Source organism: Mesorhizobium sp. W067, assembly GCF_054719525.1.
The window spans coordinates 4,428,553-4,454,120 of sequence record NZ_JBTTII010000001.1 but is presented as its reverse complement, the minus strand read 5'-3'; the positions used below and the strand labels follow the sequence as shown (position 1 = coordinate 4,454,120).

22 protein-coding genes and 1 tRNA gene are annotated in these 25,568 nt (G+C 62.8%); 18 read left to right on the top strand and 5 right to left on the bottom strand.

Annotated features, from left to right (window positions below; translation table 11 throughout):
- The first annotated feature begins 11 nt into the window (after positions 1 to 11).
- The 3 genes from ACYG97_RS21750 (at position 12) to ACYG97_RS21740 (ending at position 3,055) form a co-directional block, all read left to right on the top strand.
- Entirely contained in the window at positions 12 to 896 is an 885-nt protein-coding gene (locus ACYG97_RS21750) for a F0F1 ATP synthase subunit gamma (protein WP_023668672.1), read from the top strand.
- A 70-nt stretch (positions 897 to 966) separates the two neighbouring features.
- Positions 967 to 2,538, top strand: a complete 1,572-nt coding sequence (atpD, locus tag ACYG97_RS21745; protein WP_023698224.1) for a F0F1 ATP synthase subunit beta — start codon at positions 967 to 969, stop codon at positions 2,536 to 2,538.
- A 109-nt stretch (positions 2,539 to 2,647) separates the two neighbouring features.
- Positions 2,648 to 3,055, top strand: a complete 408-nt coding sequence (locus tag ACYG97_RS21740) for a F0F1 ATP synthase subunit epsilon (RefSeq protein WP_023668674.1) — start codon at positions 2,648 to 2,650, stop codon at positions 3,053 to 3,055.
- 100 nt (positions 3,056 to 3,155) lie between these two features.
- Here ACYG97_RS21740 and ACYG97_RS21735 read toward each other — a convergent pair whose 3' ends face one another.
- Entirely contained in the window at positions 3,156 to 4,658 is a 1,503-nt protein-coding gene (locus tag ACYG97_RS21735) for a mannitol dehydrogenase family protein (protein WP_023732974.1), read from the bottom strand.
- A 175-nt stretch (positions 4,659 to 4,833) separates the two neighbouring features.
- Here ACYG97_RS21735 and uxaC point away from each other — a divergent pair, with 175 nt between their 5' ends.
- The 9 genes from uxaC to recQ all read left to right on the top strand — a co-directional run bounded on the left by uxaC (position 4,834) and on the right by recQ (position 14,081).
- Positions 4,834 to 6,243, top strand: a complete 1,410-nt coding sequence (gene uxaC / locus ACYG97_RS21730; protein ID WP_023732975.1) for a glucuronate isomerase — start codon at positions 4,834 to 4,836, stop codon at positions 6,241 to 6,243.
- Positions 6,244 to 6,279: 36 nt separating this feature from the next.
- On the top strand, positions 6,280 to 7,257 hold the full coding sequence (locus ACYG97_RS21725; RefSeq protein ID WP_023684104.1) for a TRAP transporter substrate-binding protein: 978 nt from the start codon (positions 6,280 to 6,282) through the stop codon (positions 7,255 to 7,257).
- Between the two features lie 70 nt (positions 7,258 to 7,327).
- Entirely contained in the window at positions 7,328 to 7,891 is a 564-nt protein-coding gene (locus ACYG97_RS21720) for a TRAP transporter small permease (RefSeq protein WP_023688890.1), read from the top strand.
- Positions 7,892 to 9,172, top strand: coding sequence for a TRAP transporter large permease (locus ACYG97_RS21715; RefSeq protein WP_023684106.1), 1,281 nt, complete (start codon positions 7,892 to 7,894; stop codon positions 9,170 to 9,172).
- Positions 9,173 to 9,210: 38 nt separating this feature from the next.
- Positions 9,211 to 9,987 carry a FadR/GntR family transcriptional regulator gene (locus tag ACYG97_RS21710; protein WP_023732976.1) on the top strand — a complete coding sequence of 259 codons (777 nt, stop codon included), beginning with the start codon at positions 9,211 to 9,213 and terminating at the stop codon, positions 9,985 to 9,987.
- Positions 9,988 to 10,010: 23 nt separating this feature from the next.
- On the top strand, positions 10,011 to 10,868 hold the full coding sequence (kduI, locus tag ACYG97_RS21705; RefSeq protein ID WP_023732977.1) for a 5-dehydro-4-deoxy-D-glucuronate isomerase: 858 nt from the start codon (positions 10,011 to 10,013) through the stop codon (positions 10,866 to 10,868).
- Positions 10,865 to 11,632: a 2-dehydro-3-deoxy-D-gluconate 5-dehydrogenase KduD gene (kduD, locus tag ACYG97_RS21700; protein ID WP_023684109.1), complete on the top strand. Its 768-nt coding sequence runs from the start codon at positions 10,865 to 10,867 to the stop codon at positions 11,630 to 11,632. The genes kduI and kduD overlap by 4 nt, the downstream gene beginning before the upstream one ends.
- A 10-nt stretch (positions 11,633 to 11,642) precedes the next feature.
- Positions 11,643 to 11,981 (top strand): cupin domain-containing protein, encoded by a 339-nt coding sequence (locus tag ACYG97_RS21695; RefSeq protein WP_023684110.1) that lies wholly within the window; start codon positions 11,643 to 11,645, stop codon positions 11,979 to 11,981.
- A gap of 261 nt (positions 11,982 to 12,242) precedes the next feature.
- Positions 12,243 to 14,081: a DNA helicase RecQ gene (gene recQ / locus ACYG97_RS21690; RefSeq protein WP_023732978.1), complete on the top strand. Its 1,839-nt coding sequence runs from the start codon at positions 12,243 to 12,245 to the stop codon at positions 14,079 to 14,081.
- A 1,316-nt stretch (positions 14,082 to 15,397) separates the two neighbouring features.
- Here recQ and ACYG97_RS21685 read toward each other — a convergent pair.
- Positions 15,398 to 16,336: an AraC family transcriptional regulator gene (locus tag ACYG97_RS21685; RefSeq protein ID WP_023668685.1), complete on the bottom strand. Its 939-nt coding sequence runs from the start codon at positions 16,334 to 16,336 to the stop codon at positions 15,398 to 15,400.
- A 127-nt stretch (positions 16,337 to 16,463) separates the two neighbouring features.
- On the opposite strand from ACYG97_RS21685, the gene ACYG97_RS21680 reads away from it, so the two are divergent.
- Entirely contained in the window at positions 16,464 to 17,357 is an 894-nt protein-coding gene (locus ACYG97_RS21680) for an SDR family oxidoreductase (RefSeq protein ID WP_023732979.1), read from the top strand.
- A 276-nt stretch (positions 17,358 to 17,633) separates the two neighbouring features.
- Here ACYG97_RS21680 and ACYG97_RS21675 read toward each other — a convergent pair whose 3' ends face one another.
- Positions 17,634 to 18,680 carry a class I SAM-dependent methyltransferase gene (locus tag ACYG97_RS21675; protein ID WP_023732980.1) on the bottom strand — a complete coding sequence of 349 codons (1,047 nt, stop codon included), beginning with the start codon at positions 18,678 to 18,680 and terminating at the stop codon, positions 17,634 to 17,636.
- Positions 18,681 to 18,947: 267 nt separating this feature from the next.
- On the opposite strand from ACYG97_RS21675, the gene ACYG97_RS21670 reads away from it, so the two are divergent.
- Positions 18,948 to 20,927 (top strand): putative bifunctional diguanylate cyclase/phosphodiesterase, encoded by a 1,980-nt coding sequence (locus ACYG97_RS21670; protein ID WP_023732981.1) that lies wholly within the window; start codon positions 18,948 to 18,950, stop codon positions 20,925 to 20,927.
- 140 nt (positions 20,928 to 21,067) lie between these two features.
- Here the strand turns inward: ACYG97_RS21670 and ACYG97_RS21665 are convergent.
- Positions 21,068 to 21,157, bottom strand: a tRNA-Ser gene (locus ACYG97_RS21665).
- A 369-nt stretch (positions 21,158 to 21,526) separates the two neighbouring features.
- Between ACYG97_RS21665 and ACYG97_RS21660 the strand changes: the two genes are divergently transcribed.
- From ACYG97_RS21660 to ACYG97_RS21650, 3 genes are all read left to right on the top strand, one after another.
- The gene (locus ACYG97_RS21660) at positions 21,527 to 22,225 is read left to right on the top strand and encodes a 50S ribosomal protein L21 (RefSeq protein ID WP_023668688.1); all 699 of its coding nucleotides are present in this window, start codon (positions 21,527 to 21,529) and stop codon (positions 22,223 to 22,225) included.
- A gap of 99 nt (positions 22,226 to 22,324) precedes the next feature.
- Positions 22,325 to 22,594: a 50S ribosomal protein L27 gene (rpmA, locus tag ACYG97_RS21655; protein WP_015315190.1), complete on the top strand. Its 270-nt coding sequence runs from the start codon at positions 22,325 to 22,327 to the stop codon at positions 22,592 to 22,594.
- 132 nt (positions 22,595 to 22,726) lie between these two features.
- Entirely contained in the window at positions 22,727 to 23,314 is a 588-nt protein-coding gene (locus ACYG97_RS21650) for a GNAT family N-acetyltransferase (RefSeq protein ID WP_023684119.1), read from the top strand.
- Between the two features lie 191 nt (positions 23,315 to 23,505).
- Here the strand turns inward: ACYG97_RS21650 and ACYG97_RS21645 are convergent, their stop codons facing one another.
- On the bottom strand, positions 23,506 to 24,369 hold the full coding sequence (locus ACYG97_RS21645) for an endonuclease/exonuclease/phosphatase family protein (RefSeq protein ID WP_023732982.1): 864 nt from the start codon (positions 24,367 to 24,369) through the stop codon (positions 23,506 to 23,508).
- 167 nt (positions 24,370 to 24,536) lie between these two features.
- Here ACYG97_RS21645 and obgE point away from each other — a divergent pair, with 167 nt between their 5' ends.
- Positions 24,537 to 25,568 carry a GTPase ObgE gene (gene obgE, locus ACYG97_RS21640; RefSeq protein WP_023668691.1) on the top strand — a complete coding sequence of 344 codons (1,032 nt, stop codon included), beginning with the start codon at positions 24,537 to 24,539 and terminating at the stop codon, positions 25,566 to 25,568.

Here is a 25,568-nt window from a genome sequence, read left to right as displayed (position 1 = left end):
AGGTTTGAAGCATGCCTTCATTAAAAGACCTTCGTAACCGTATCGCCTCGGTCAAGGCGACGCAGAAGATCACCAAGGCGATGCAGATGGTCGCCGCGGCGAAGCTGCGTCGCGCGCAGGAAGCAGCGGAGGCGGCGCGTCCCTATTCCGAGCGGATGGGTGCAGTGCTGGCCAATATCACGCAGGCGATCGGCGGCGGCGGCGATGCCCCGGCGCTGATGACCGGCACCGGCAAGGACGATGTGCATCTGCTCGTCGTCTGCACCGCCGAGCGCGGCCTGTGCGGCGGCTTCAACTCGCAGATCGCACGTCTGGCCCGCGACCATATCCGCCGGCTTCTGGCCGACGGCAAGCAGGTCAAGATCATCTGCGTCGGCAAGAAGGGTTTCGACATTCTGCGCCGAGACTATGCCTCGCTGATTATCGACCGCGTCGACCTGCGCGATGTCAAGAAGCTCGGCTTCGTCAATGCCGATGCGATCGCCCGTAAGATCATCCATCTGTTCGGCGAAGGCGGCTTCGATATCTGCACGCTGTTTTATTCGCAGTTCAAGTCGGTGATCAGCCAGATTCCGACCGCGCAGCAGATCATTCCTGCCGGCGTGGCTTCCGCTCCCGCCGAAGCGACCGCGGGTGGCAATGCCGTCTACGAATACGAGCCGGAGCCGGGCGAGATCCTCACCGACCTCATTCCGCGCAACATCTCGGTCCAGGTCTTCCGCGCGCTGCTCGAAAACGCAGCCGGCGAGATGGGCGCCAAAATGAGCGCCATGGACAATGCAACGCGCAATGCCGGCGACATGATCAACAAACTGTCGATCACCTATAACCGCCAGCGGCAGGCGCAGATCACCAAGGAACTGATCGAAATCATTTCGGGCGCCGAAGCGCTCTAGGCGCGACCGCCAGGAGGTCATCGACCTTCTGATGGAGCGTGAGAAACAAAGGACGAGAAGGGTAAAGACGATGGCGAAAGCAGCGACCCCCGCGAAGACGGCCCCCAAGGCGGCCGCAAAGGCTCCGGCAGCAGCGGCGAAGGCCGCTCCGGCCAAGAAGGCGGCCGCGCCCGCCAAGGCCGCGGCCCCGGCAGTGAAGACGACGAGCGTTGCCGTCAAGAAGACCGGCGCCATCGGCAAGGTTCGCCAGGTCATCGGCGCCGTCGTCGACGTGCAGTTCGGCGATCATCTGCCGGCCATTTTGAACGCCATCGAAACCTCCAATGTCGGCAACCGCCTGGTGCTCGAAGTTGCCCAGCATCTGGGCGAAAACACCGTGCGCTGTATCGCCATGGATTCCACCGAAGGCCTGGTTCGCGGCCAGGACGTCTATGACACCGGCGCGCCGATCACCGTTCCGGTCGGCCCGGGCATGCTCGGCCGCATCATCAACGTCATCGGCGAGCCGGTCGACGAAGAAGGCCCGGTCGACGGCATCGAGATGCGCGCCATCCACCAGCCGGCGCCTACCTATGTCGAACAGTCGACGGAAGCGCAGATCCTGATCACCGGCATCAAGGTGCTCGACCTTCTGGCGCCCTACGCCCGCGGAGGCAAGATCGGCCTGTTCGGCGGCGCCGGCGTCGGCAAGACGGTTCTGATCCAGGAGCTGATCAACAACGTCGCCAAGGCGCATGGCGGCTTCTCGGTCTTCGCCGGCGTCGGCGAGCGCACCCGCGAGGGCAACGATCTTTATCACGAGTTCATCGAGTCCGGCGTCAACAAGAAGGGCGGCGGCGAAGGCTCCAAGGCGGCACTGGTCTATGGCCAGATGAACGAGCCGCCGGGCGCGCGTGCCCGCGTCGGCCTGACCGGCCTGACGGTCGCCGAATATTTCCGCGACCAGGGCCAGGACGTGCTGTTCTTCGTCGACAACATCTTCCGCTTCACGCAGGCCGGTTCTGAAGTGTCGGCGCTGCTCGGCCGTATTCCTTCGGCCGTGGGTTACCAGCCAACGCTGGCCACCGACATGGGTGCGCTGCAGGAACGCATCACCACAACGACCAAGGGTTCGATCACTTCGGTGCAGGCGATCTACGTGCCGGCCGACGATTTGACAGACCCGGCGCCTGCGACCTCGTTCGCCCACCTGGACGCGACGACCGTGCTCAACCGCGCGATCTCGGAAAAGGGCATCTACCCCGCCGTCGATCCGCTCGACTCGACCTCGCGCATGCTCGATCCGCTGGTCGTCGGCGAGGAGCACTATGCCGTCGCCCGCCAGGTGCAGTCGATCCTCCAGCGCTATAAGTCGCTGCAGGACATTATCGCCATCCTTGGCATGGATGAGCTTTCGGAAGAGGACAAGCAGACGGTGGCCCGCGCCCGCAAGATCGAGCGCTTCCTGTCGCAGCCGTTCTTCGTCGCCGAAGTGTTTACGGGTGCGCCGGGCAAGCTGGTCGACCTCGCCGACACAATCAAGGGCTTCAAGGGCCTCTGCAACGGCGACTACGATCACCTGCCGGAAGCCGCCTTCTACATGGTCGGCGGCATCGACGAAGCGGTCGAGAAGGCTCAGCGCCTGGCGGCTGAAGCAGCGTAATCAAGGCAATAGGGAGTAGTCAGTAGTCAGTAGTGAATAGCGGCCGGGTGATCAGGACAGCTGTCCTCTCCCTACTCCCTACTCACTATTCCCTACTCACTAAATTGACATGGCTGAAGCTTTCAAGTTCGAACTGGTCTCGCCGGAGCGCCTCCTGGTTTCCGAGCAGGTCGAGTCCGTCGTCATTCCAGGCGCCGAAGGTGAAATGACAGTCATGGCGCACCATGCGCCAGTCATGACCACGATCAAGCCGGGCGTCGTCACGCTGAAGACCGCCGGCGGCAAGGAAGAACGCTATGTGGTGTTCGGCGGCTTTGCCGACATCGTCCCTGCCGGCTGCACGCTGCTCGCCGAATCGGCGGTCGCCGTCGGCGATATCGACCGCGCCGATCTCGCCCGCCGCATCCAGGAAGCCAAGGAAGACGCCGCCGACGCCAAGGACGACCAGAGCCGCAGCAAGGCGGAGCAGTTCCTTAGCCAGCTTACCACGCTCGAAGGCGCGCTGCTGCCGGCGTAAGCCGCAGAATGACTGGACGTGATCCGAGGGGTCATGGTCGGGCAAAGGTATGAAACAGGCCGGGCTTAAGCCCGGCTTTTTGTATCCGGGCGACGTCAGGTCACCTGGTCTTTCCCGGTATACCCAGTGCCGCGAGCGCGAGCGCCACCCCGCCTTGCAGGATATGCTCGCGATGAGCGGCAACCAGTTCGATCAGCGTCTGGCGGTCGGGGCTGCCGCTGGCGAAGCCGGCGAGGTCAAACACCGTCACCACCCGTTCCAGCGTCGGCTGCGCTCCGAGCGCCGCCAGTGCCGCGTCGAGCGGATCGGTAAAGTGGGCTTCCGGCAGGTCCTTGCCGCGCGCCTCGCAGGCGGCGATCCAGGCGGCGATCACCAGCGTCAGATGCTCCGGGACCAGGCCGGCCTGGATGCGCTCGATGGCGGTAGCGACAATGCGTTGCGGCAATTTCTGGCTGCCGTCATTGGCGATCTGCGCCGTGCGGTGGGCCAGCGCTGTGTTGGAGAAACGTTCGGCAAGTTCGGCCGTATAGGCTGAGGTGTCGAGCCCGGCATCCCTAGGCAAGGTCGGGATGGCCTCGGCCCAGAGCCGGTCGACGAACGCGCGGATCGCGGGATCCGCGAAGGCGCGGTCGACCGTGACGTGGCCGCTGAGCAGGCCGATATAGGCGATGCCCGAATGGGCGCCGTTGAGCAGCCGAAGCTTCATGTCCTCGAACGGCCGGACATCCTCGACCATGGTGACGCCGAATTTCTCCCAGGCCGGCCGTCCGGCTGGAAACCTGTCCTCAATCACCCATTGCCGGAATGGCTCGGTCATCACCGGCCAGGCGTCCTCGAGGCCGAGTTCGACCGCGATGCGCGCCCGGTCGGCATCGGTGGTTGCCGGCACGATGCGGTCGACCATGCTCGATGGGAATGCAACGTCATCGGCTATATGACCGGCGAGGGCAGCGTCGCCTGAAGCAGCAGCGCCGGCATCGCGCAGTTTTGCAAACCCGACCAGCAGCCGGTGCAGCGTGGCGCCATTGGCCGGCAGGTTGTCGCAGCAAAGCACGGTGAAGGGCGGCGTGCCGGCGGCCCGGCGTCGCACCAGCGCTTCCGCCAGGAATCCATGCGCTGTCCTGGGAGATCCGGGATTGCCCAGATCGTGGACGATATCGGGATGGTTTTCGTCGAGGCTGCCGTCGGCGGCCCTGAGATAGGCCTTTTCGGTGATGGTCAGGGTGACGATGCGGGTGCGCGGGTCGGTCAGCGCGGCCAGCACCGCGCCGGGGTCTTCCGGCGCGACCAGCATCGACTGGATCGAGCCGATAATGTGCAGCGCTTCGCCATCGCTGCCGCGCACCGCCAGCGTGTAGAGCCCGTCCTGTGGCGTCAGCGCATCGCGCGTGTCGGGGCTGCGCAGCGAGACGCCGACAATGCCCCAGCCGGTTTCGCCGGCCGCTAGGCAGTCATCGACATAGGCGGCCTGATGGGCACGGTGGAAGGCTCCAACGCCGAGATGGACGATGCCTGGGGCGACACTGGCGCGATCATAGGCGGGGACGGCGACCGAGGCCGGCAAGGATTGCACTGTTGCGTTGGAAAGGCGTCTGCTGGTCATGGCGCGGCTTGTCGCTGGATGGTGTGCGGGGCGGGATCTGCTAGCGGCGTAACATCCGCTCTTCCGCCGCACAATGACCTGACGCCGGTTAAAAGTCATCATACAACAATCCAGTTTTTGTATGTTGACATTATTTCTTTCCAATCCTACCGATATCGCCCCTGGGAGGAACGACGTGGCGGGACTGACCGATCCGGATCTGCTTTTTGCCGCCGAAGGGCGCGCGCTGTCGATCGCGCGCGATCTCCATGCCGGCATCAAGGACCTGCCGATCATCAGCCCGCACGGCCACACCGATCCGCGTTGGTATGCGCTCAACGAGCCATTCCCCGATCCCGCGCAATTGCTGGTGGTGCCCGACCACTACATTTTCCGTATGCTGTTCAGCCAGGGCGTGCGGCTGGAAGATCTCGGCGTCCCGACCCTCGACGGCTCGCCGGTCGAGACCGATCCCAGGGCGATCTGGCGGCGCTTCGCCGAGCACTATTACCTCTTCCGCGGCACGCCGACGCGGTTGTGGCTCGACCATGTGCTCGAGCATCTGTTCGGCATCGAAGAGCCGCTCAACGCCGACACCGCCGACCGCCACTACGACACCATCGCCGCCCTGCTGCAGCGCGACGATTATCGTCCACGCGCGCTGTTCGAACGCTTCAACATCGAGGTCATCGCGACGACCGAGGGCGCACTCGACGATCTCCAATGGCACAAGACGATCCGCGACAGCGGCTGGCAGGGCCGCGTCGTCACTGCCTACAGGCCGGATGCCGTCGTCGATCCCGACTTCGAAGGATTTTCTGCCAATCTCGATCGCCTGGGCGAGATCGCCGGCTGCGACACCGGCACATGGGCCGGCTATCTGGACGCGCATCGCCAGCGCCGCGCCTTCTTCAAAAGTTTCGGCGCAACCTCGTCGGATCACGGCCATCCGACGGCCGAGACCGCCAATCTTTCCGATGCGGCGGCGGAAGAGCTGTTCAACCGCATCCGCCGCGGCTCGGACGACGAGCGCGAGCGCAAACTGTTTCGCGCCCAGATGCTGACCGAAATGGCCAAGATGAGCCGCGACGACGGGCTGGTCATGCAGATCCATCCCGGCTCATGGCGCAACCACTCGCCTGGTGTTTTCCAAAAATTCGGCCGCGACAAGGGCTTCGATATTCCGACCCGCACCGACTATGCCGCGGCGCTCAAACCCTTGCTCGACTGCGTCGGGCTGGAGCGCGACCTCTCCATCATCCTGTTCACGCTCGACGAGACCAGCTACGCGCGTGAACTGGCGCCGCTTGCCGGCGTCTATCCGGCGCTGAAGCTCGGGCCTGCCTGGTGGTTCCATGACAGTCCGGAAGGCATGCGCCGGTTCCGCGAGATGACCACCGAGACCGCCGGCTTCTACAACACTGTCGGTTTCAACGACGACACCCGCGCCTTTCCATCCATACCCGCCCGCCACGATGTGGCGCGCCGGGTTGACTGCGCCTTTCTCGCCCGTCTCGTCGCCGAGCACCGGCTGCGTGAGGACGAGGCGCATGAGCTGGCGCGGGAGCTTGCCTACACGCTTGCCAAGAAGGCGTACCGGCTGTGAGCCGGGCGCGTGGAATTTTAAGGGAGGAAGACAGTCATGTTGCATTTTTCAAAACTGATGGCAGCCACATTCGCCTTCGGCTCGCTGATGATCGGCGTTGCCGGCGCCCAGACCGTACTGCGCTCGGCCGACACCCATCCGGACGGGTATCCGACTGTCGAGGCGGTCAAATATCTCGGCGAGCTCATCAAGGAGCGCACCGCCGGCCGCTATTCGGTCGAGGTCTATCATTCGGCGCAGCTCGGCGAGGAAAAGGACACGATCGAGCAGACGCAGACCGGTGTCATCGATCTGAACCGCGTCTCGATGGGTCCGTTCAACGGCATCGTGCCGGAAACCGCGGTGCCGTCGCTGCCCTACATGTTCCGTTCGGTCGAGCACATGCGCCATGTCATGGACGGGCCGATCGGCGACGAGATCCTCAAGGCCTTCGAGACGCATGATCTGGTCGGCCTTGCCTTCTACGATTCCGGCGCCCGTTCCTTCTACAACACCAAGAAGGACATCACCTCGATCGCCGATCTGAAAGGCATGAAGTTCCGCGTCATCCAGTCCGACGTGTTCGTCGATATGGTCAACGCGCTTGGCGCAAATGCCACGCCGATGGCGTATGGCGAGGTCTATTCGGCGCTCGAAACCGGTGTCATCGACGGCGCCGAGAACAACTGGCCCAGCTTCGAATCCGCCAAGCACTACGAAGTCGCCAAGCACTATACCGTCGACCAGCACCAGATCGTGCCGGAAGTGCTGGTGATGTCGAAATCGAGCTGGGACAGACTGACGCCGGAAGACCAGGCGATCGTCAAGCAGGCGGCCAAGGATAGCGTCGTCAAGATGCGCGAATTGTGGGACGCGCAGGAGAAGAAGTCGCGAGAGATCGTCGAGAAGGCCGGCGTCAAGGTCAGCGAGATCGACAAGCAGCCGCTGATCGATGCGATGAAGCCGGTCTACGACAAGTATCTGAAGACGCCGGAGCTCAAGGACCTCGCGACGCGCATCCAGGCGACCAAGTGATTTTCTGGCGGGGCGGCATGGCGCCGCCCCGCCAATCGCTTTTAGGGGACGGAAAGACCGGGAGGATCGGATGACTGCGGGAACGGCCAGGAGCGGAGCGCCACCGCGCTTCAGCGCGGTGCTTTCGAAGATTTGCGACGGTGCGCTCTATCTCGCGGGCATCGGGATGGTCGCCATGACCGCGCTTGTTGCCTACCAGGTGTTTTCCCGCTTCGTGCTCAACGCGTCACCGAGCTGGACCGAAGTCACCGCCATCATGCTGATGAACTGGTTCATTTTCCTGGGCGCTGCCGTCGGCGTGCGCGAGAATTACCATATGGGCTTCGACGTGCTGCTCTACATCCTGCCCAAGGGCAGCAAGTGGGCGCTGCGCACCCTGTCCGACCTGATCGCGTTCGGCTTCGGCTTCGGCATGGTCTGGTACGGCTGCAAGCTGGTCGGGCTGACCTGGCGGACCATCATCCCGGCGCTCGAGCTTCCCGGCGGTTTCGACTATCTGCCGCTGGTCGCCGGCGGCTTTCTGATCTGCCTGTTCTCGGCCGAACGCATCGTGCTGCGCTGGTCCGGCGCCGACATCGACAAGGATATCAATCTCGAGGAAGTGCCGGAAATGCCGGCCGTGCAGGAGGCCTAGATGGAACTCTGGATCCTGTTTGGCGTCTTCACGCTTTTGATGTTTGCCGGCACGCCGATCGCCTTTTGCCTGGGTGCGGCGTCCTTCGCCACCGTGCTTTATCTCGGCCTGCCGCCCCTGGTGGTGTTCCAGCAATTGAAGTCGGGCATGTCGGCGTTCTCACTGATGGCGATCCCGTTCTTCATCTTTGCGGGCGACCTGATGGTGCGCGGCGGCATCGCGCAGCGCATCGTTTCCTTTGCCGGCTCGCTGGTCGGTCATGTCCGCGGGGGGCTCGGTCAGGTCAACATCATCGCCGCGACGTTGTTCGGCGGCATTTCCGGCTCGGCTGTGGCGGAAGCCGCTGCCGTCGGCGGGCTGATGATCCCGCAGATGAAAGCGCGCGGCTACGGCGCCGACTACGCCGTCAACGTGACCTCGATGGCGGCGCTGATCGCGCTGCTTCTGCCGCCGTCGCAGAACATGATCATCTATTCGATCGCCGGCGGCGGCAAGATTTCGATCGCCGACCTGTTCACCGCCGGTATCCTGCCTGGCCTGCTGTTCGCCGCTTCGCTGATGGTCACTGCCTATTTCGTCGCCCGCAGCCGCGGCTACCCGGTCGAGGCCTTTCCCGGCTTCTCGCGTGTCGGCCAGCTGGCGGTCATCGCCATCCCCGGACTTCTGCTTATCGGCATCATCTTCGGCGGCGTTCGCTCGGGCATTTTCACGGCGACGGAAAGCTCCTGCATCGCCATCATCTACGCCTTGCTGGTCACCGTCTTCGTCTACCGGTCGATGGCCTGGGGCGATTTCGTCCATGCCACAAAGGGCGCGGTGCGCACGACCTCAATGGTGCTGCTGATCATCGGCACGGCGGCCTCGTTCAGCTGGCTGATGGCCTATCTCAAAGTGCCGGTGCTGCTGATCGCAGGCATGAACGCCATCTCCACCGATCCGCTGGTGGTGCTGCTTCTGCTCAACGTCTTGATGCTGCTGCTCGGCACCTTCATGGACATGGGGCCGATGATCATCATCTGCACGCCGATCTTCCTGCCGCTGGTCACCCATTACGGCGTCGACCCCGTGCATTTCGGCGTCATCACCATCCTCAATCTCGGCATTGGGCTCAACACGCCACCGGTCGGCACGGTGCAGTTCGTCGCCTGTGCCGTCGGCAAGATTACGGTCTGGGAAGCGATGCGCTCGATCTGGCCGTTCTATGGCGCGGGCATCGTGGTCCTGGGGCTGGTGACCTATATTCCGGCGATTTCGCTCTGGTTGCCGAGCGTGTTCAAATAGGGCGTCTTCAAATAGACGTCTTCAAACAGGGGTGCGATATGGCATCGGATAGCGCTGTTGATCTCAGGGTCGAGAGAAAACCCAAACTGTCGGAGACCGTCGTCGCAGCGATCCGCAAGCAGCTGCAGGCGGGCGAGATCCTGCCCGGCCACAAATTGCCGACCGAAGGACAACTGACCGAGACCTTCGGCGTCAGCCGCACCGTCATCCGCGAAGCGCTGGCCAAGCTCGCCGCCGACGGGCTGGTCGAGGCGCGCCAGGGCGCAGGCGTGTTCGTCACCGAGCACATCTCAACGATGTTCGGCGCGCTCGCCGCCGACATGGGCAGCAAGGATTCCATCGCGCTCAATGTGCTCGAAGTGCGCCTGGCCGTCGAAATCGAATCGGCCGGGCTCGCCGCCATTCGCCGCAACGCCGCGCAGGAAGCAGCGATCCAGGAAGCGTTCTTCGAATTCGAACGGCTGCTTCTCAACAGCGAGCCGACCGGTCCGGCCGATCTCGCCTTCCACCGGGCAATCGCCAGCGCCACCAACAACCCGTTCTATGTCGAGATGCTCGATGTGCTCGGACGCCGCGCCATTCCTTGCGACGTGACCTCGCCCTGGTCGACCGAACTGGTGCAATCCGACTGCTATCAGCGAGGGCTGCAACGCGAGCATCTGGTGATCCTGAATGCGATCACCTCAGGCGACGCCGAAGCCGCGCGCGAGGCGATGCGCGCTCATCTAACCGCCAGCCAAGAGCGCTACCGCGAGCGGCTGCACGCCCGCCAGGTCTACTACGCCGACTCGGTCAAGGCGTCGGCAACCAAATAGCCATTCATTCAGCTGGAGCAGCAATGACTCAAAGTCACCCGCATACCGATTTCACCTCGCGTTTCGCCATCGACCCGGTCGCCGCTGCTTCCATGGGCACCGACGAACTGCGTCACAATTTCCATATTGACGACCTGTTCCAGCAGGGACGCATCAGCCTGACCTACACCCATTATGACCGCATGATCGTTGGCGGCGCCGTGCCGGAAGGGACAGCGCTGCCGCTGGAGGCGATCAAGCCGACGGGGACCAAGAATTTTCTCGACCGCCGCGAGCTGATCATCGTCAACATCGGCGGCGCCGGCTCGGTGACGGCAAATGGCGAGACCCACCAGTTGCAGGCACGTGACATGCTCTATCTCGGCATGGGCAGCACCGACGTGTCGTTCGCGTCGGCCGACAAGGCAGCGCCGGCCAAATTCTATCTGCTCAGCGCCCCGGCGCATCACACCCATCCCAACCGGCTGATCCGCATCGGCGACGCCAAGCGGCTCGACCTCGGCAGCAAGGAAACCTGCAATGAGCGCTCGATCTTCCAGTTCATCCATGCCGATGGCGTCAAGACCTGCCAGCTGGTCGTCGGCATGACGCAGCTGGCGCCGGGCTCGGTGTGGAACACCATGCCTTGCCATGTGCATGACCGGCGCATGGAGGCCTATCTCTATTTCGACCTGCCGGAGACGGCGCGCGTCTTCCATTTCATGGGCGAGCCGGACGAAACGCGGCATCTGGTGATGGCTAACGAGGAGGCGGTGCTGTCGCCGGGCTGGTCGATCCATTCGGGGGCCGGCACCTCGAACTATGCCTTCATCTGGGCGATGGCCGGCGACAATGTCGACTACACCGATGTCGACCCGGTGCCGCTGGGTGAATTGCGTTGAGCGGCCCTTCCTCCTTCAGCCTGGCCGGCAAGCGTATCCTGGTCACCGGCGCGAACACCGGCATCGGCCAAGGCATCGCCGTCTCGATCGCGCGCGCCGGCGGCACCGTCATCGGTGTCGGCCGCTCGGCGATGGACGACACGGAAAGACAAGTCGCGGAAGCCGGTGGCCAGTTCGAGGCGGTGCGATGCGATCTTGCCGATCATGTTGCCGCCAAGGCCATGCTCGACCAGGTGTGGGAGAAGACCGGCCCGATCGACGGGCTGGTCAACAATGCCGGCATCATCCGCCGCGCCGATGCGGTCGATTTCTCCGAGGCCGATTGGGACGACGTCATCGACGTCAATCTGAAGACGCTGTTCTTCCTCAGCCAGGGTTTTGCCAGGCGCGTGCTGGCCGATTCCGGGCAGCGCGGCAAGATCGTCAACATCGCCTCGGTGCTGAGTTTCCAGGGCGGTATTCGTGTCGCGTCCTACACCGCGTCGAAACATGGCGCGCTCGGCATAACCCGGCTGCTTGCCTGCGAATGGGCGGCAAAAGGCATCAACGTCAACGCCATTGCGCCCGGCTATATCGAAACCAACAACACCGAGGCGTTGCGCGCCGATCCCGACCGCAGTGCTGCCATCCTGGCACGCATCCCGGCGGGACGTTGGGGCGGGCCGGAAGACATAGGCGATGCCGCCGTGTTCCTGCTGGCGCCAGCGTCCGACTATATGCATGGCGCGGTGGTTCCCGTGGACGGCGGCTGGCTGGCGCGATGAGGAGATGGTCATGATTGAAGCCAAGATTTTCGCACAGCCCGGCGAGAGCGCCTGGACGCCGACGCCGGACGGCAACAGACGCCGCGTTCTCGTCTCCACCGATGAGCTGATGATGGTCGAGTTCGGCTTCGACAAGGGCGGCGTCGGCGCACTGCATTCGCACCCGCATGTCCAGGCCAGCTATGTCGCCGAAGGTCGCTTCGAGGTGACCATCGACGGCCGCACCGCGACCATCGAGACCGGCGGCAGCTTCATCGTGCCGTCCAATCTGGTGCACGGCGTCAAGGCGCTGGAGGCCGGGCGCCTGGTCGACAGCTTTACCCCGCACCGCGCCGATTTCCTGGCCTGAACCTTTTCGGCAATTCCAGAAACAGGAAACCCGCGCCTCCTGGGGAGGCGCGGGCTGTTGCCTGTGCGCTCGTGGCGCAGCGGTACTCGAAACATCGCCGCAGGGTTTGACGGTGCCGCAACATGGTGAAGATAGGTTTAACGATGCCAACCAGGTCGATCGCCGGTGGGGTGTTGCTGCTGCTTGTTGTGGTCACGCAGGGGCTGCGCTAATCGTTCTGTCCACGCCGCTGCTTCGGGCGGCCGATCGAAAACATCAGTGATGCAGATATCGACGACGAGCGTACCGACGCACGATCCCAAACGACGTGTCCTCAAGGACGTGTTCGGTTTCGACGATTTCCGTCCCGGACAGGCCGCAGTGATGGAGGCACTGCTTGGCGGCCGCCACGTGCTGGCGGTCATGCCGACGGGTGCCGGCAAATCGCTTTGCTACCAGGTTCCGGCGCTGGTCAAGGGTGGGCTGACCATTGTCGTTTCGCCGCTCGTGGCGCTGATGCAGGATCAGGTCGCGGCACTGCGCCTCGCCGGCGTCGCCGCCGATACGATCAATTCCTCGATCGATCGTGATGCCAATGTCGCGGCATGGCGCCGCGTCGCGTCGGGCCAGACGCGGCTGCTCTACCTCGCGCCGGAACGGCTGATGACCGAGCGGATGCTGGATGCGCTTGCCAGGCTCGATGTCCGCCTGATCGCCATCGACGAGGCGCATTGCATTTCGCAGTGGGGGCCGGCGTTCCGGCGCGAATATGAAGACCTGTCGCAGCTGCGTGGCATCTTTCCCGACGTACCGATCATTGCGGTGACGGCGACGGCGGACGAGACGACGCGGGCAGACATCGAGACACGGCTGTTTGGCGGGCGTGTCGAAACGCAGGTGCTTGGCTTCGACCGGCCCAACATCAAGCTCGCTATCGAGCCCAAGCAGGACAGCAAGCGGCAGTTGCTCAACTTCATCGAACGCCATCAGGGGCGTAGCGGCATCGTCTATTGCCTGTCGCGCAAGAAGACCGAAGAGATGGCGGCCTTCCTCGAAAAGAACGGCGTCGCCGCGCTCGCCTATCACGCCGGGATGAGCAAGGAGGCGCGCGATGCGAATCAAAACGCCTTCATGACCCTGTCGGGCGTCGTCATGGTGGCGACCATCGCCTTCGGCATGGGGATCGACAAGCCTGATGTCGCGTATGTCTTCCACACCGATCTGCCCGGCAGCCTGGAAGCCTATTACCAGGAGATCGGCCGTGCCGGTCGTGACGGGCGGGCGGCTGAGGCGCATATGCTTTACGGCCTCGGCGATATCCGCATGCGCCGCATGTTCATCGACGACGAGGACGCCGCTGTCGAGCACAAGCGCCGCTCGCATGGCCGGCTCGATACGCTGATCGGCTATTGCGAGACGGCCGAGTGCCGCCGCCAGGTGCTGCTCGGTTATTTCGGTGAAGAGGCGGTCCCTTGCGGCAATTGCGACAATTGCCTGGAACAGGCGCCGCGCACCGACGGCACCGCCGAGGCGCGCCTCATCCTGGCGGCGGTGGCGCAGAGCGGCGAGCGCTTCGGCGCCGGCCATGTCATCGACATCCTCATCGGCCACGAGACTGAAAAGATCGCGGCAAGGGGGCATCACAGGCTGGCAGCCTTCGGCAATGGCGCCGCGCACAAGAAGGATTTTTGGCAATCTATGATTCGCCAGCTGGTCGCGAACGGTTTCCTGATGCCGGACCCGGCCGGCCATGGCGGGTTGGCCATCGCGGACAAGGGCCACGCACTCGGCCGGGGCGAGGTGCCGTTCCAGTATCGGGTCGAGATGCGCACGCGCGCCGCGCGCCGCGCGGCTCGCGCCGGGCAGAGCCCCCAGAGCGAAAATGTAGATGCGTCGCTGCTCGCGGCGCTCAAGACGCTGCGGCTGCGTCTGGCCAAGGAACGCCAGGTGCCGGCCTATGTGGTGTTTTCGGATCGTACACTGATCGACATGGCCGAGCGTCGTCCGCAAGACCTCGACGATTTCGCCGGGGTGAATGGCGTCGGCGCCGCCAAGCTCAAGGAGTTCGGCGCGATTTTTGTCAGCGCCATTGCCGCGCACCTTTCCGAGACGCCAGGCTGAAAGGGTGTTGCTGGACCAAAGCCCGATCCGGCATCAGTACGCCTTCAACTTGCCCGCCCGCTTATCCTTTCATTTTGGCGCTACCCTGCCGTAGGGGAATGGCCTTCCAAATTGTATGGAACCGTGACGACAAACCACACATTCCTGAATCTAAGCGGTCGATTCTCGGATGTAGCCGTGATTATGGAAACCCGCTGTTGCGCGCGGGTGGCGGTTTTCTCGGCCTTGGAGACGCTACGTCGGCAGCCGCGATCCGCTGAGCCGAATGGTATGATTCAGACCATCTTTGTTGTTGAAAACCCGCTTTCGACGGGAGTATAAAACTCGAGGTTACCATTGCTTTTCGTATAGAGGCTGTGGTGGAAACGTGGGTCCAATCCGCAAAGCATTGCCTTGCGTGGAAGTGGTCGAACCGGCGGCGAATGGTCCGTTCCTGTGGCCAAGGAAGACCAGGAAATTACCCGATCATTCGTGATTGAACCGTTTGCGCTGTCCTATGCTGAGGGCCAGCGGATACGCCTGCATCTCGACAAGTTCGTTCGTCTGCAGAGAGGCTAAGCCTGATGAAAGACCGGTGGGAACCTGACCACCAGTTCATTGAAAGCGCCCGCCGTAGCCAGCTCCGAGCGGAGAGCCAACTGGACTCCCTGCAATCGACCATCGCCGAAACGCGACGCGTCCTAGAGGCTTCACGGAAGCTCTTGGAAAAGTTGCCGAGCGCGAAGACCATACCCAGCCATAGGGAATGGCCGGTGCAGGTTGGGCATGCTTGTGGGGCTTCACCGCACCGGCCACTGCGGGGAGATATGAGGCCCCCGCGCCGCCTAAGATATAGGCATATTAGCAATCGCGCAATTAACCCTATTGCGCTACCCAGCCGTAGAGGCAAGGAAATCGGAGAAGTTGGTGCCGGTTAACCGCCAGCACGCGAGCAAGTCATTCTGAAAGCATGAAAAACGCGATTTTGCTCGTGCCAATTGAGCGTCTGAAATCTAGTTCCTGCTGCCGATTATCCCTAAGTTAACAGAAATACTTATATTCCCGAAGGATTGCGAATCAGTCGATTGTCAAGCGCATGCCATGGAGCAAGCAAGGGATCGATCTGAGCAGAAGGGCCGCAGCGGTCGAAGCGCGCTGGGAAATCCGAGCGGCTTCGGCAATTGTCCGCTCTGGCTCGCCCGCTACAACTCGACTCGCGCAGTGTGGACGGAATCACCGGCCATGTGGACGAGAACCATCTGGCGATGTCGTTCACCGAGTTTCGTTCGCGCTACAGCCTTTAAGGGCAAGGTGATCAAGGCGATCGGATCGCCGCCTCAGGCGGCTTCGCGTTCGGCCTGCGCAGTCAGGTCCGGCTCCCGGCGGCTGTACTGCCGCGGCGAACAGCCCATGACGCGCTTGAATGCCGTGCTGAAGGCGCTTTCGGATTCGTAGCCGAGCGCCAGGGCGATGACGGAAACCGGATCGCCGGAATGCATCAGCCGGTCGCCGGCCAGCATCATGCGCCAGCGCGTCAGATAATCCAGGGGTGAGGCCCCGACCGTCTGCTTGAATCTGAGCGCAAAAGTCGATCGCGACATGCCGGCGCGCTCGGCCAGCTTCTGCAATGTCCAGCCATGGGCCGGGTCTTCGTGCATGGCGCCGATCGCCGCGCCGATCTGCCTGTCGGTCAGTGCGAACAGCCAGCCGACATTGCCTTGCGCCGTCATATGCAGGCGCAAGGCCTCGATCAGGATCATGTGGGCGAGGTGCTCGACGATGAGAAAGCCGCCGGGACGCCGCTGGCGCAATTCCTGCATCATCCGCTCGACCGGCCAGCGAAGCGCCGAATGGTCGCTCTCGCCGCGGATATGGACGATGGGCGGCAGCATCCGCAACAGGATGCCGGCATGGTCGCCGGACAGCGTGAAGCGACTGCTGACCAGGAGGAAATCGCCGCCGCCATTATGGACGGTGATGCCGCCGGTCCGCGCCGGTGAAAAGATCGTTCGCGCATCGACCGTCGGCAGGCCGAGATCGCTGGCAAGGCGGAAAGGCCGGCCGCGCGGCAACAGGAAGCAGTCGCCCACGTCCAGCCGCACCGCGTCAGGGACGCCCTCGACCGACAGCCAGCATCGGCCGGACACCACGGCGCCGCATTTGATGGCGGCCTGCTGGTCAGGGAACTGGATCGCCCAGTCGCCACCGGTTTCCAGCCCAGCCGACAGGTAATTGCGCGGCTTCAGTAGCGACAGCACGTCTGACAGCGGATCCATGAGCGTTCTCGGACGATTGCGAAGATATCTCGGATTTTACAGTATAGATCGTATGATCGCAACCTTCTATCTCCTTCGGCAACGGGCTGCCTGTACGGCCTTCGCCGAAAACCAAGGAGAAATGATCATGCGTGTGTTCGTTACCGGGGCTACCGGTTTTGTCGGTTCGGCTGTTGTGCGGGAATTGCTCGGGGCGGGCCATCAGGTGCTTGGCCTCGCGCGGTCGGAAGCAGGTGCGGAGTCGATCGTGGCCGCGGGCGCCGAGGCGCATCGCGGCGATATCGAGGATTTCGAGAGCCTGCGCAGCGGCGCTGCCCAATCGGATGGCGTCATCCACACGGCCTTCAACCACGACTTTTCGAGATTCGCCGCCAGTTGCGCAGTTGACCAGCGCGCCATCGAAACGCTCGGCGCGGCGCTCGAGGGTTCCGAGCGGCCGCTGCTTGTCACCTCCGGACTCGCCGGTTTTGCTCAGGGAAGGCCGGCAACCGAAGACGACAAACCTGCGCCTCCATCGGTCTCCATGCCGCGCGCTTCGGAAGCAACGGCCGTGGCGCTCGCAGCGCGCGGGGTGCGCGCATCGACGGTGCGGCTGGCGCCGACCGTCCATGGCGAGGGCGATCACGGTTTCGTGCCGATGCTGATTGCCATTGCGCGTGAAAAGGGCGTCTCGGCCTATGTCGGCGACGGCGCAAATCGCTGGGCGGCGGTGCACCGGTTCGACGCCGCCACCCTGTACAGGCTGGCGCTGGAGAAGGGGGCGGGCGGCGTCAGCTATCATGCGGTTGCCGAACAGGGCGTGGCGAGCAAAGAGATCGCCGAGATCATCGGCCGCCGGCTCGGCCTGCCGGTCGTTTCCATAGGCCCCGAGGAGGCGGCTGCGCATTTCGGCTTTCTCGGGCATTTCATCGGCAGGGACTTGTCGGCGTCAAGTGAGCAGACCCGCACTGCGCTGGGATGGCAGCCGACCGGGCTTGGGCTCATCGCCGATCTCGATCGTGCCCGCTATTTCGAGGCCTGATCAGGCCGGCCAGTCGCGTTGCATTGCACGACCGACAGCCTGGCGATCAGCGGCAGTGCCAGCAACACGGCCAGACGCAGCCCGCCGAGCGGGCAGCACCGTCGTGCTGCTGGAACCGCCGCCACATCTGTATGGCGGCAAGCAGAACGAACACGGCGTAGGCCGCCCGCAGCCCGGACGACCTGCTCGCCCGTCGCCGGAAAGCCGGCGAAGGCATGGCCTCGTCATGGCAGACCTACCTTGTTACGGGGATGCGCGCGCGATTCCCGCGCCTAGTTAGATATCGCCCTTCCTCACCTTGCCGTAAACGATATTCCGGTTCGAGCCATAGTAGACTTTCGCGTCGAAAGGACTCCCGCCGAGGGCGGCATTGATGATGTCCCACATATCGTCGGCCGAACGTAGGATGAGCGGCCAATCCATGAAAGTCTCCATGTAACCATCCGTCGTTATCTCGTCGCTGAAATTGGCAAACAGGAATTCGCCACCGGGCTTGACGAGTTCCATGGCTCTTTGAAGCAGGCGGACGCCGATGGCACGGGGCAGGTAATCGTAAAGCCCCGATGCGTAGACGAGATCGAATGTGCCAAGGGCGTAGGCGCGGCGCAGGATGCCGCGTACGGAACCCTGGACTGCCTCGACTGCCGTGCCGGCAAAGTCGTGGTTCACCGTGGCTACGCTGACGGGGTCCTGATCCAGGCCGATCCAACGCTGCAGTTTATGCCTGGCCAACGCGTCGGAGCGTTCGGCTTCCCTGAGGTGGCCGCAGGCAATCGCCAGCACCTCAGCCTTTTCCACACTGCTGGCCGTCTCGTCCACGGTCCTGGCCAGAATATCCCGCCGCTCGCGCCCCGCCACCGAACTGGCAGCTTCACTGGTGTACGCATAGATTTGCCGACCAAGTAAGGTCGACGAGGCCACGATCTCGTCGGCGATCGGATGCTTGTAGTAAATATCCAGCAGGCCTGCATCGCCCGAATACCCGCGCGGTTTTTCGACCGACCACCGCGTGAACGGGTCCTGGAGCAAATATTCCGCGACCCGATGCTGCTGAGCCAAAGGAACGAGTTTCTGCCAAACCGCGGTAGCAACCTGCCGGCGGAGCTTGTGGAGTCGCCCCGCCAAACGATGGACGACGGGGGCGGCCGGTTTGTTTCGCGCAAAGGCTTGATGAGCAAGGTCCAGTATCAGGGCGAGCTGGGCCGTGCTGTCCCTCAACTCGTCGGAGTCAGCCGCCTCTTCGGAGGTCGCAACATGTTTCTTCATCAGCCTGGTGGTGACCAGGCTGTATTGGTCGAGCTGCAGTTTTGGCTTGATAGGCATGCCGTTTACTCTCCGGTTTACCGCCCCGGTCCCCGGCCAGCAGCATAGGTGCGCCGCCAACCAATGCTAACAATTTTAATAAAATTTTAGTAAAATTTGAATCAACGGAATGGCCATCAATCCTGCAAACTGGCTAAATCCGAACCGCCCGTTTACCCTCGGTTAGCGACATCTGACTTTTCTTGCGGACAGGGACGTCTTCATTCCCCGACCGCAGGCGACGTCGGCTGTTGCATTCGCTACTGCAGATCGCGGAGGAGCGTTGCGATGCAACTGAGCGAGGACGTTGCCCAGAAGGTGGCGGCAGCGATTGGACGTCCGCGGTGGCATTCCGCCGATCCGGAACTGCTGGCACTGTTCCTGCAGAAGGATGCCGATGAGAATCGCAGTCTTGTGCGATGGGGTATTGCGGCTGCTGTATTCAGCTATGTGGCCTATGGCCTTTTCGATTGGTTTCTCTTTCCGGATGTCGCCGGCCGGCTTGTTTTGACGCGCGTTACGCTAGGGGTCACTTCCCTGGCGCTTGTCGAATTTGTCGCCCGACGGGGCTTTGCCCTTGCCACCTTGCACCTTGTAGCAGCGCTGGCGATTGTCTCCGGTGCCCTTGGGTGGCTCGTCTCCGCTGTTGGAACAGAGCATCAGGATGCCCTCTCCCATTTCATGGTTTTTGGCACAGTGTTCATCCTGGGTGTGAATCTGTTCTTCAACTTCCGTTTTTGGCTTTCAGCCCTTGCCTCCGCGACGGTCGCCGCAAGCTTTGTGTACGCCGCGATGTTCTCCCTTCAGGCCGACATCGCCGGCCGCATCGTGCTGTCGGCCTATTTCGTGAACTGCCTCGTCTTGTCGCTTTATCTTTCGTGGCGGCTGAGCCTGGAGCGGTACCAGACCTTCCTGCACGCGCTTCGGGCGCAGTTCCAGGAGCAGGCTGCTATCAAGAAGGGGCAGAAGCTAACCGAAATCGCCGACACCGATCCGCTCACGGGAATGAAGAACCGCAGGGCGATCATTCGAGAATTCTCGGAGCTGCGCGAAGACTGGGCCGCGGACGACGACGAGATAGGGCTCATTCTGATCGACGTCGACTACTTCAAAAGGTTCAATGACGGACTTGGTCATCAGGCCGGCGACGATTGCCTGATCAAACTCGCCCATGTCCTCTCCGAGATGGCGGCTGCCAACAACGCCATCGCGGCCCGCTATGGCGGAGAAGAATTCGTCATTCTCTGCAAGGTCACCGGGCGGGCTCACCTTCATGAGATAACGAAGAAATTCTGTCGCGCTGTAGAGGATTTGGATATCTACCACCCTGATCGGGGCGACAAGCTCAACATCGTAACGATCAGTGCCGGGGCGTCGTTGACGCGCGCCGATCAGAGCATAGAGCTTAGAATCCTGCTGCAGGAAGCTGACCGCGCGCTCTACGCGTCCAAGTTTGCCGGTCGGGCTACGTTCACGATTTACGACCCGCACGCCACCAGCCAGGATCGCTCCGGCGAAAATCTTTCAGAACTGCTGAAGGTGGCAGTTTCCAACCAGCTCGTTTCTGTCGCTTACCAGCCAATTCGCGAGCTGGCGTCGGGCCGCGTGCTGGGGCACGAGAGTCTGATGCGGGTATGCGACTTCGACGGCACCATGATCAGTCCGTCCGTATTCATACCCGTTGCCGAGCAGACCGGAGCGATCGTGGAACTGGGTACGTGGCTGATCGATCGAGCCTGCGGTGACATGGCGGAATACGGATTGGGCTCGGTCGTGACGGTGAACGTCTCCGTTCTTCAGCTCAAGGCTCCTAACTTTTCACTCCGGATCACCGAGATTCTTGGCAGGCACGGCCTTGCGCCCCAGAAACTGGCCATCGAAATCACCGAAGGCAGTGACATCTTTCTGGAGGCGCAAGCGGTAAGAAACGTGGAGCGGTTGCGAAAACTCGGCGTTCAGATCTGGCTGGACGACTTCGGAACGGGATTTGCCGGCTTGACATGGCTCCGCCGCTTCAAATTCGACGTGGTCAAGATTGATCGCAGCTTCCTCCACGATTGCCAGACGTCTCGTGGCTTGAGCCTGTTGCGGGACATGGTCGGGCTGCTTCGCAATCTCGGCCATGTCGTGCTCGCCGAGGGCGTCGAAACGGAGGAGCAGTACATATTGCTGCAGCGCCTGGGGGTAAATTTGATGCAGGGCTTCCTCACCGGGCATCCCGTGCCGATCGAAGAGGTAAACCAGATCAGGCAAGGCCTCGTTGCCTAGCGGCAGCCTCTACGCTGAAGCTTCGGAGGGCATCCTGCTTCGTTCCGGTCCCCCTACGCTACTTCGTAGCTTCGGGCGACACTCCTACGCCCAGATTCGGTTCCGGGTGGCCTGCCACCCGAAGCCCGCAGGGCGTAGGGTGGCGGAGAGGGAGGGATTCGAACCCCCGATGGGCTTGCACCCATGCCGCATTTCGAGTGCGGTGCATTCGACCACTCTGCCACCTCTCCGCGGTCATGGTCGGCCGTTGCCGGCGCGGCGCACTAGATAACGGCTGGGCGGGCAGGTTACAAGGCCAAATCCGCGGGGGAATTCAGCTTCCTGTGCGGGCTCTGTCTGGAGGGCTGCGTTGCGGCCACGTCGGCAGATGGGGCCAACCGGTCCTCGACTGGAGAGATCGGGGGCGGCAAGGAGGCGGCGTGGCCAAGGATTCCGCCCGTTTGCCTTGACTCGTACCGAACCTTCGGTTAGGGGAAGCGCGCAATCGGCGTGGAGGGTTCTTCCACGCCGCTTGTTTTTCGAACCCGCAGACTGACAAAAAGACGGCCGAACCGCGTGACGCGGCTCATCGAGGCCGACCGAACAGCGAAAGGCAAAAAATGTTCGCAGTCATTAAAACGGGCGGTAAGCAGTATCGCGTTGCCGCCAACGATCTCCTGAAGATCGAGAAGCTCGAAGCCAATGTCGGCGATATCGTCGAAATCGGCAGCGTCCTCGCCCATGGCGAAGGCGAAAATGTCACCTTCGGCGCCCCGTTCGTCGATGGCGCTCTGGTCACGGCGGAAGTCGTCGAGCAGGGCAAGAACCGCACCGTCATCGCTTTCAAGAAGCGCCGCCGGCAGAATTCGCGCCGCAAGATCGGCCATCGCCAGCTTCTGACCACCGTGCGGATCGCCGAGATCCTGCTGGGTGGCGCCAAGCCTTCCAAGAAGGCCTCAGCCAAGGTGGAAGTCAAGGCTGACGTAGCGCCCGAGGCGAAGGCCGAGGCCGCGCCGAAGGAAGCCAAGGCGAAGAAGGAAGCCAAAGCCGAGGCTGCTCCGAAGGATGAAGCCAAGACGGAGACCGCCGTCGCCGCGCCGCTGTTCAAGGCGCCGAAGGGCGAGCCGGACGATTTGGCCGTGATCAAGGGCATCGGCCCGGTTGCCGCCGGCCAGCTGCACGAGCAGGGCATCACCACCTTCGCCCAGCTTGCCAAGCTGTCGGACAAGGACGTGGCCAAGATCGACGCGCACATGCCCTTCAGCACCGACCAGATCAACGACTGGCGCGAGCAGGCCAAGGAACTGGCGAAGAAGTAAAACGAACCGGCGACAAGGTCGCCGGATCGGACTTGAAACGGAACGCGAACGCGTTCATAAGACCATTCAAGCGCCCCAGGGCGCATCGGAGTTAGTTAGATGGCACACAAGAAAGCTGGCGGCTCGTCGCGCAACGGTCGCGACTCGCATTCCAAGCGTCTGGGCGTGAAGAAGTTCGGCGGCGAAGCCGTCATCCCGGGCAACATCATCATCCGTCAACGCGGCACCACCTGGCATCCCGGCGTCAATGTCGGCATGGGCACGGACCACACCCTTTTTGCGCTCGAGACCGGCGCAGTCACCTTCAACAAAAAAGCCAACGGCCGAACCTACGTATCGGTCAACCCGATTACCAAAGCCGCGGAGTAGCCGGTTCCGCACTATAAAACCGGCGCCCATCTCGGGAACCGGTGTCTGGCCAAACCAGTGAATGGAGCCAGGAAAAGGATCAGGGGAGATGGGTTTTCCATCTCCCCTTTTTTCTTGCCTGGAGGACGTCGAATGGTTGCCGAAGCGGAAGACACCGAAGACGAAAGTTACGCGATAGATTGCCCGGTGCTGGCCACGGAGCGGCTGGTGATGCGCGCCCCGTGTGAAGCCGACATCGCGCAACTGGTCGAGCTTGCCGACAACCGTCACGTCGCCGAGATGCTGGCCCGCATGCCGCACCCCTATGGCGAGGCCGAGGCACGCGCCTTCCTGGCTATGACCCGGTCGCGCCGGGCCGGCATCGCCTACGCCCTGACGCTCGCCGGCACCGACATTTTCGTCGGCTGCGCCGGCCTCAACATGACCGATCGCGGGCTGGAACTCGGCTACTGGATCGGCGAGCCCTATTGGAAGCGCGGCTATGCGACGGAGGCCGCGCACGCGTTGGTCGACCTTGCCTTCCAACGGACGTCGATCCACGTGCTGCAGGCTTCGACGCGGGTGATCAATCCGGCCTCGCGCCGGGTCATCCACAAATGCGGCTTCCAGTATGCCGGCCAGGGCATGCTGAACTCGATCGTCGCCGGCCAGGTGCCGGTCGAGCGGTACCGGCTGGACAGAAAGACCTGGATCAGTCTTCGAAACTGGGTGCATTTCTAGGTGTTTTGATATTCAGGTGAGGCCGGCCTGCAAACGCGGGTTTTATGCGCTTCCGGTGCACGTACTTAAGTACACTCCGCTCCGGTTCTCGAAAGACAGTGTTTTCGGCTCGGCCTGACCTGAATCTCAACACCTAGGCGCGTGCCTCCAAACGACAGGTTTGGAAACGTTGGTTGTGGATCGGGCTCAACTCAGCCCATCTCGACCCAAATCGGGAGATGGTCCGAACCGACCGCTTGCGGGTCGACCCACAGGCGCTTCAGCGATCCGGCGAGCGAGGCCGAGGTAAAGATGTAGTCGATGCGCTTGTGGCGGCTTGTGTCTTCGGGTCGCGTGGGATCGACCCAGGTGACGACGTCTGGTGTGTTCAGGCGCTGGGCGACGTCGACGGCGAGATCGGCGGTCAAGGGCATGCCGAATTCATGGTCCGGGCGGCCGACGAGTTCGACATATTCGGGCGAGCCGGGCAGCATGTTGAAGTCGCCTATGACGATGAAGGCTTCGGGATAGGGCAGGTCCGGCAGTCCGATCTCGGGAATGCCGGAGAGACCGCCGCCCTCGAAGGCATAGTTCAACAGGCGCTGGCGCAGGAAACGGATCTGGCTGGCGCGCTCAACCGGACTGCGATGGTCGAGATGCGTGGAATAGAAGCGGATGAAGCCGAGCGGGGTCTCGACCAGCGCCTCGAGTGCGCCGCGCTGGAAGTTCATCGCCTCAAGGCTGCGGCTGCGCGGCAAAAGCAGATTGCGCGACAGATGGATCGGTGTCTTCGACAGCACCATGTTGCCGAGCTGGAAAGTGGTGGTGATGGCGCGGCCGGCCTCCAGGCGCGAGCCGACATTGACCTCGAAATTGCTGCCGTAGGCGGCAAAATATTCGGGCAGCGCCTCACCGATCTCGGCGACCATGTCGCGGTTGCCGTTCCTCGGATTGTTGCGGGTCACTTCCTGCAGCGCGATCACGTCGGCGCCGCGAACCGCCTCGGTGATGCGGCCGAGATCGTAGCGGCCATCCAGACCGATACCGTACTGGATGTTGTAGCTCACAACCTTCATTCCCGCGCCCCTCAAGCTCCGTCCGCGAACACTGCTACCGCGTCCCCGACAAAAGGGCATCCGGCGCTTTAGTCGCAAAACGGCCTCGCCCTTGGCCGCGCCTTGGTTTAGAGCAAGGCGCAAGATCTAGAGCAAAGCCGCAAGGCCAACAGAAACTGCGTAGTCCAATGAAATTTCTCGATCAAGCCAAGGTTTATATCCGCTCCGGCGACGGTGGCGCCGGCTCTGTGTCGTTCCGGCGCGAAAAATTCATCGAGTTCGGCGGCCCGGATGGCGGCGACGGCGGCCGCGGCGGCGATGTCTGGCTGGAAGCGGTCAACGGTCTCAACACGCTGATCGACTATCGCTATCAGCAGCATTTCAAGGCCAAGACTGGTGTCCACGGCATGGGCCGCAACATGACCGGCGCCAAGGGCGCCGATGTGACGCTCAAGGTGCCGGCCGGAACCCAGGTGTTTGCCGAGGACAATGAGACGCTGATCTGCGACCTGACCGTGGTCGGCCAGCGCTTCCTGCTGGCCAAGGGCGGCAATGGCGGTTTCGGCAACCAGCATTTCAAGACCTCGACCAACCAGGCGCCTCGCCGCGCCAATCCCGGCCAGCCCGGCGAAGAGATGAATGTCTGGCTGCGGCTGAAGCTGATTGCCGACGCCGGCCTGGTCGGGCTGCCCAATGCAGGCAAGTCGACTTTTTTGGCAACCGTCACCGCGGCCAAGCCGAAGATCGCAGACTACCCCTTCACCACGCTGCATCCCGGCCTCGGCGTTGCCCGCATCGATGCGCGCGAATTCGTCATCGCCGACATTCCGGGCCTCATCGAGGGCGCGCATGAGGGTGTCGGCATCGGCGACCGCTTCCTCGGCCATGTCGAGCGCACGCGTGTACTTCTGCACCTGGTCTCGGCGCAGGAGGAAAATCCTGGAAAGGCCTACAAGACCGTGCGCGCCGAGCTCGACGCCTATGGCAATGGGCTGATCGAGAAGGTCGAGATCGTCGCGCTCAGCCAGGTGGATATCCTTGACGCCGATGAGCGCAAGAAGAAGGTTGCGTCCCTCAAACGCGCTGCCGGCCGCGCGCCGATGCTGCTGTCGGCGGCCACCGGCGAGGGCGTCGAAGCGGTGCTGCGCGCGCTGATGGCAGTTGTCGGCGAAGCGCGCGACAGGGCTGCCGCTCCCGTCGAGACCCGCTGGGACCGATAA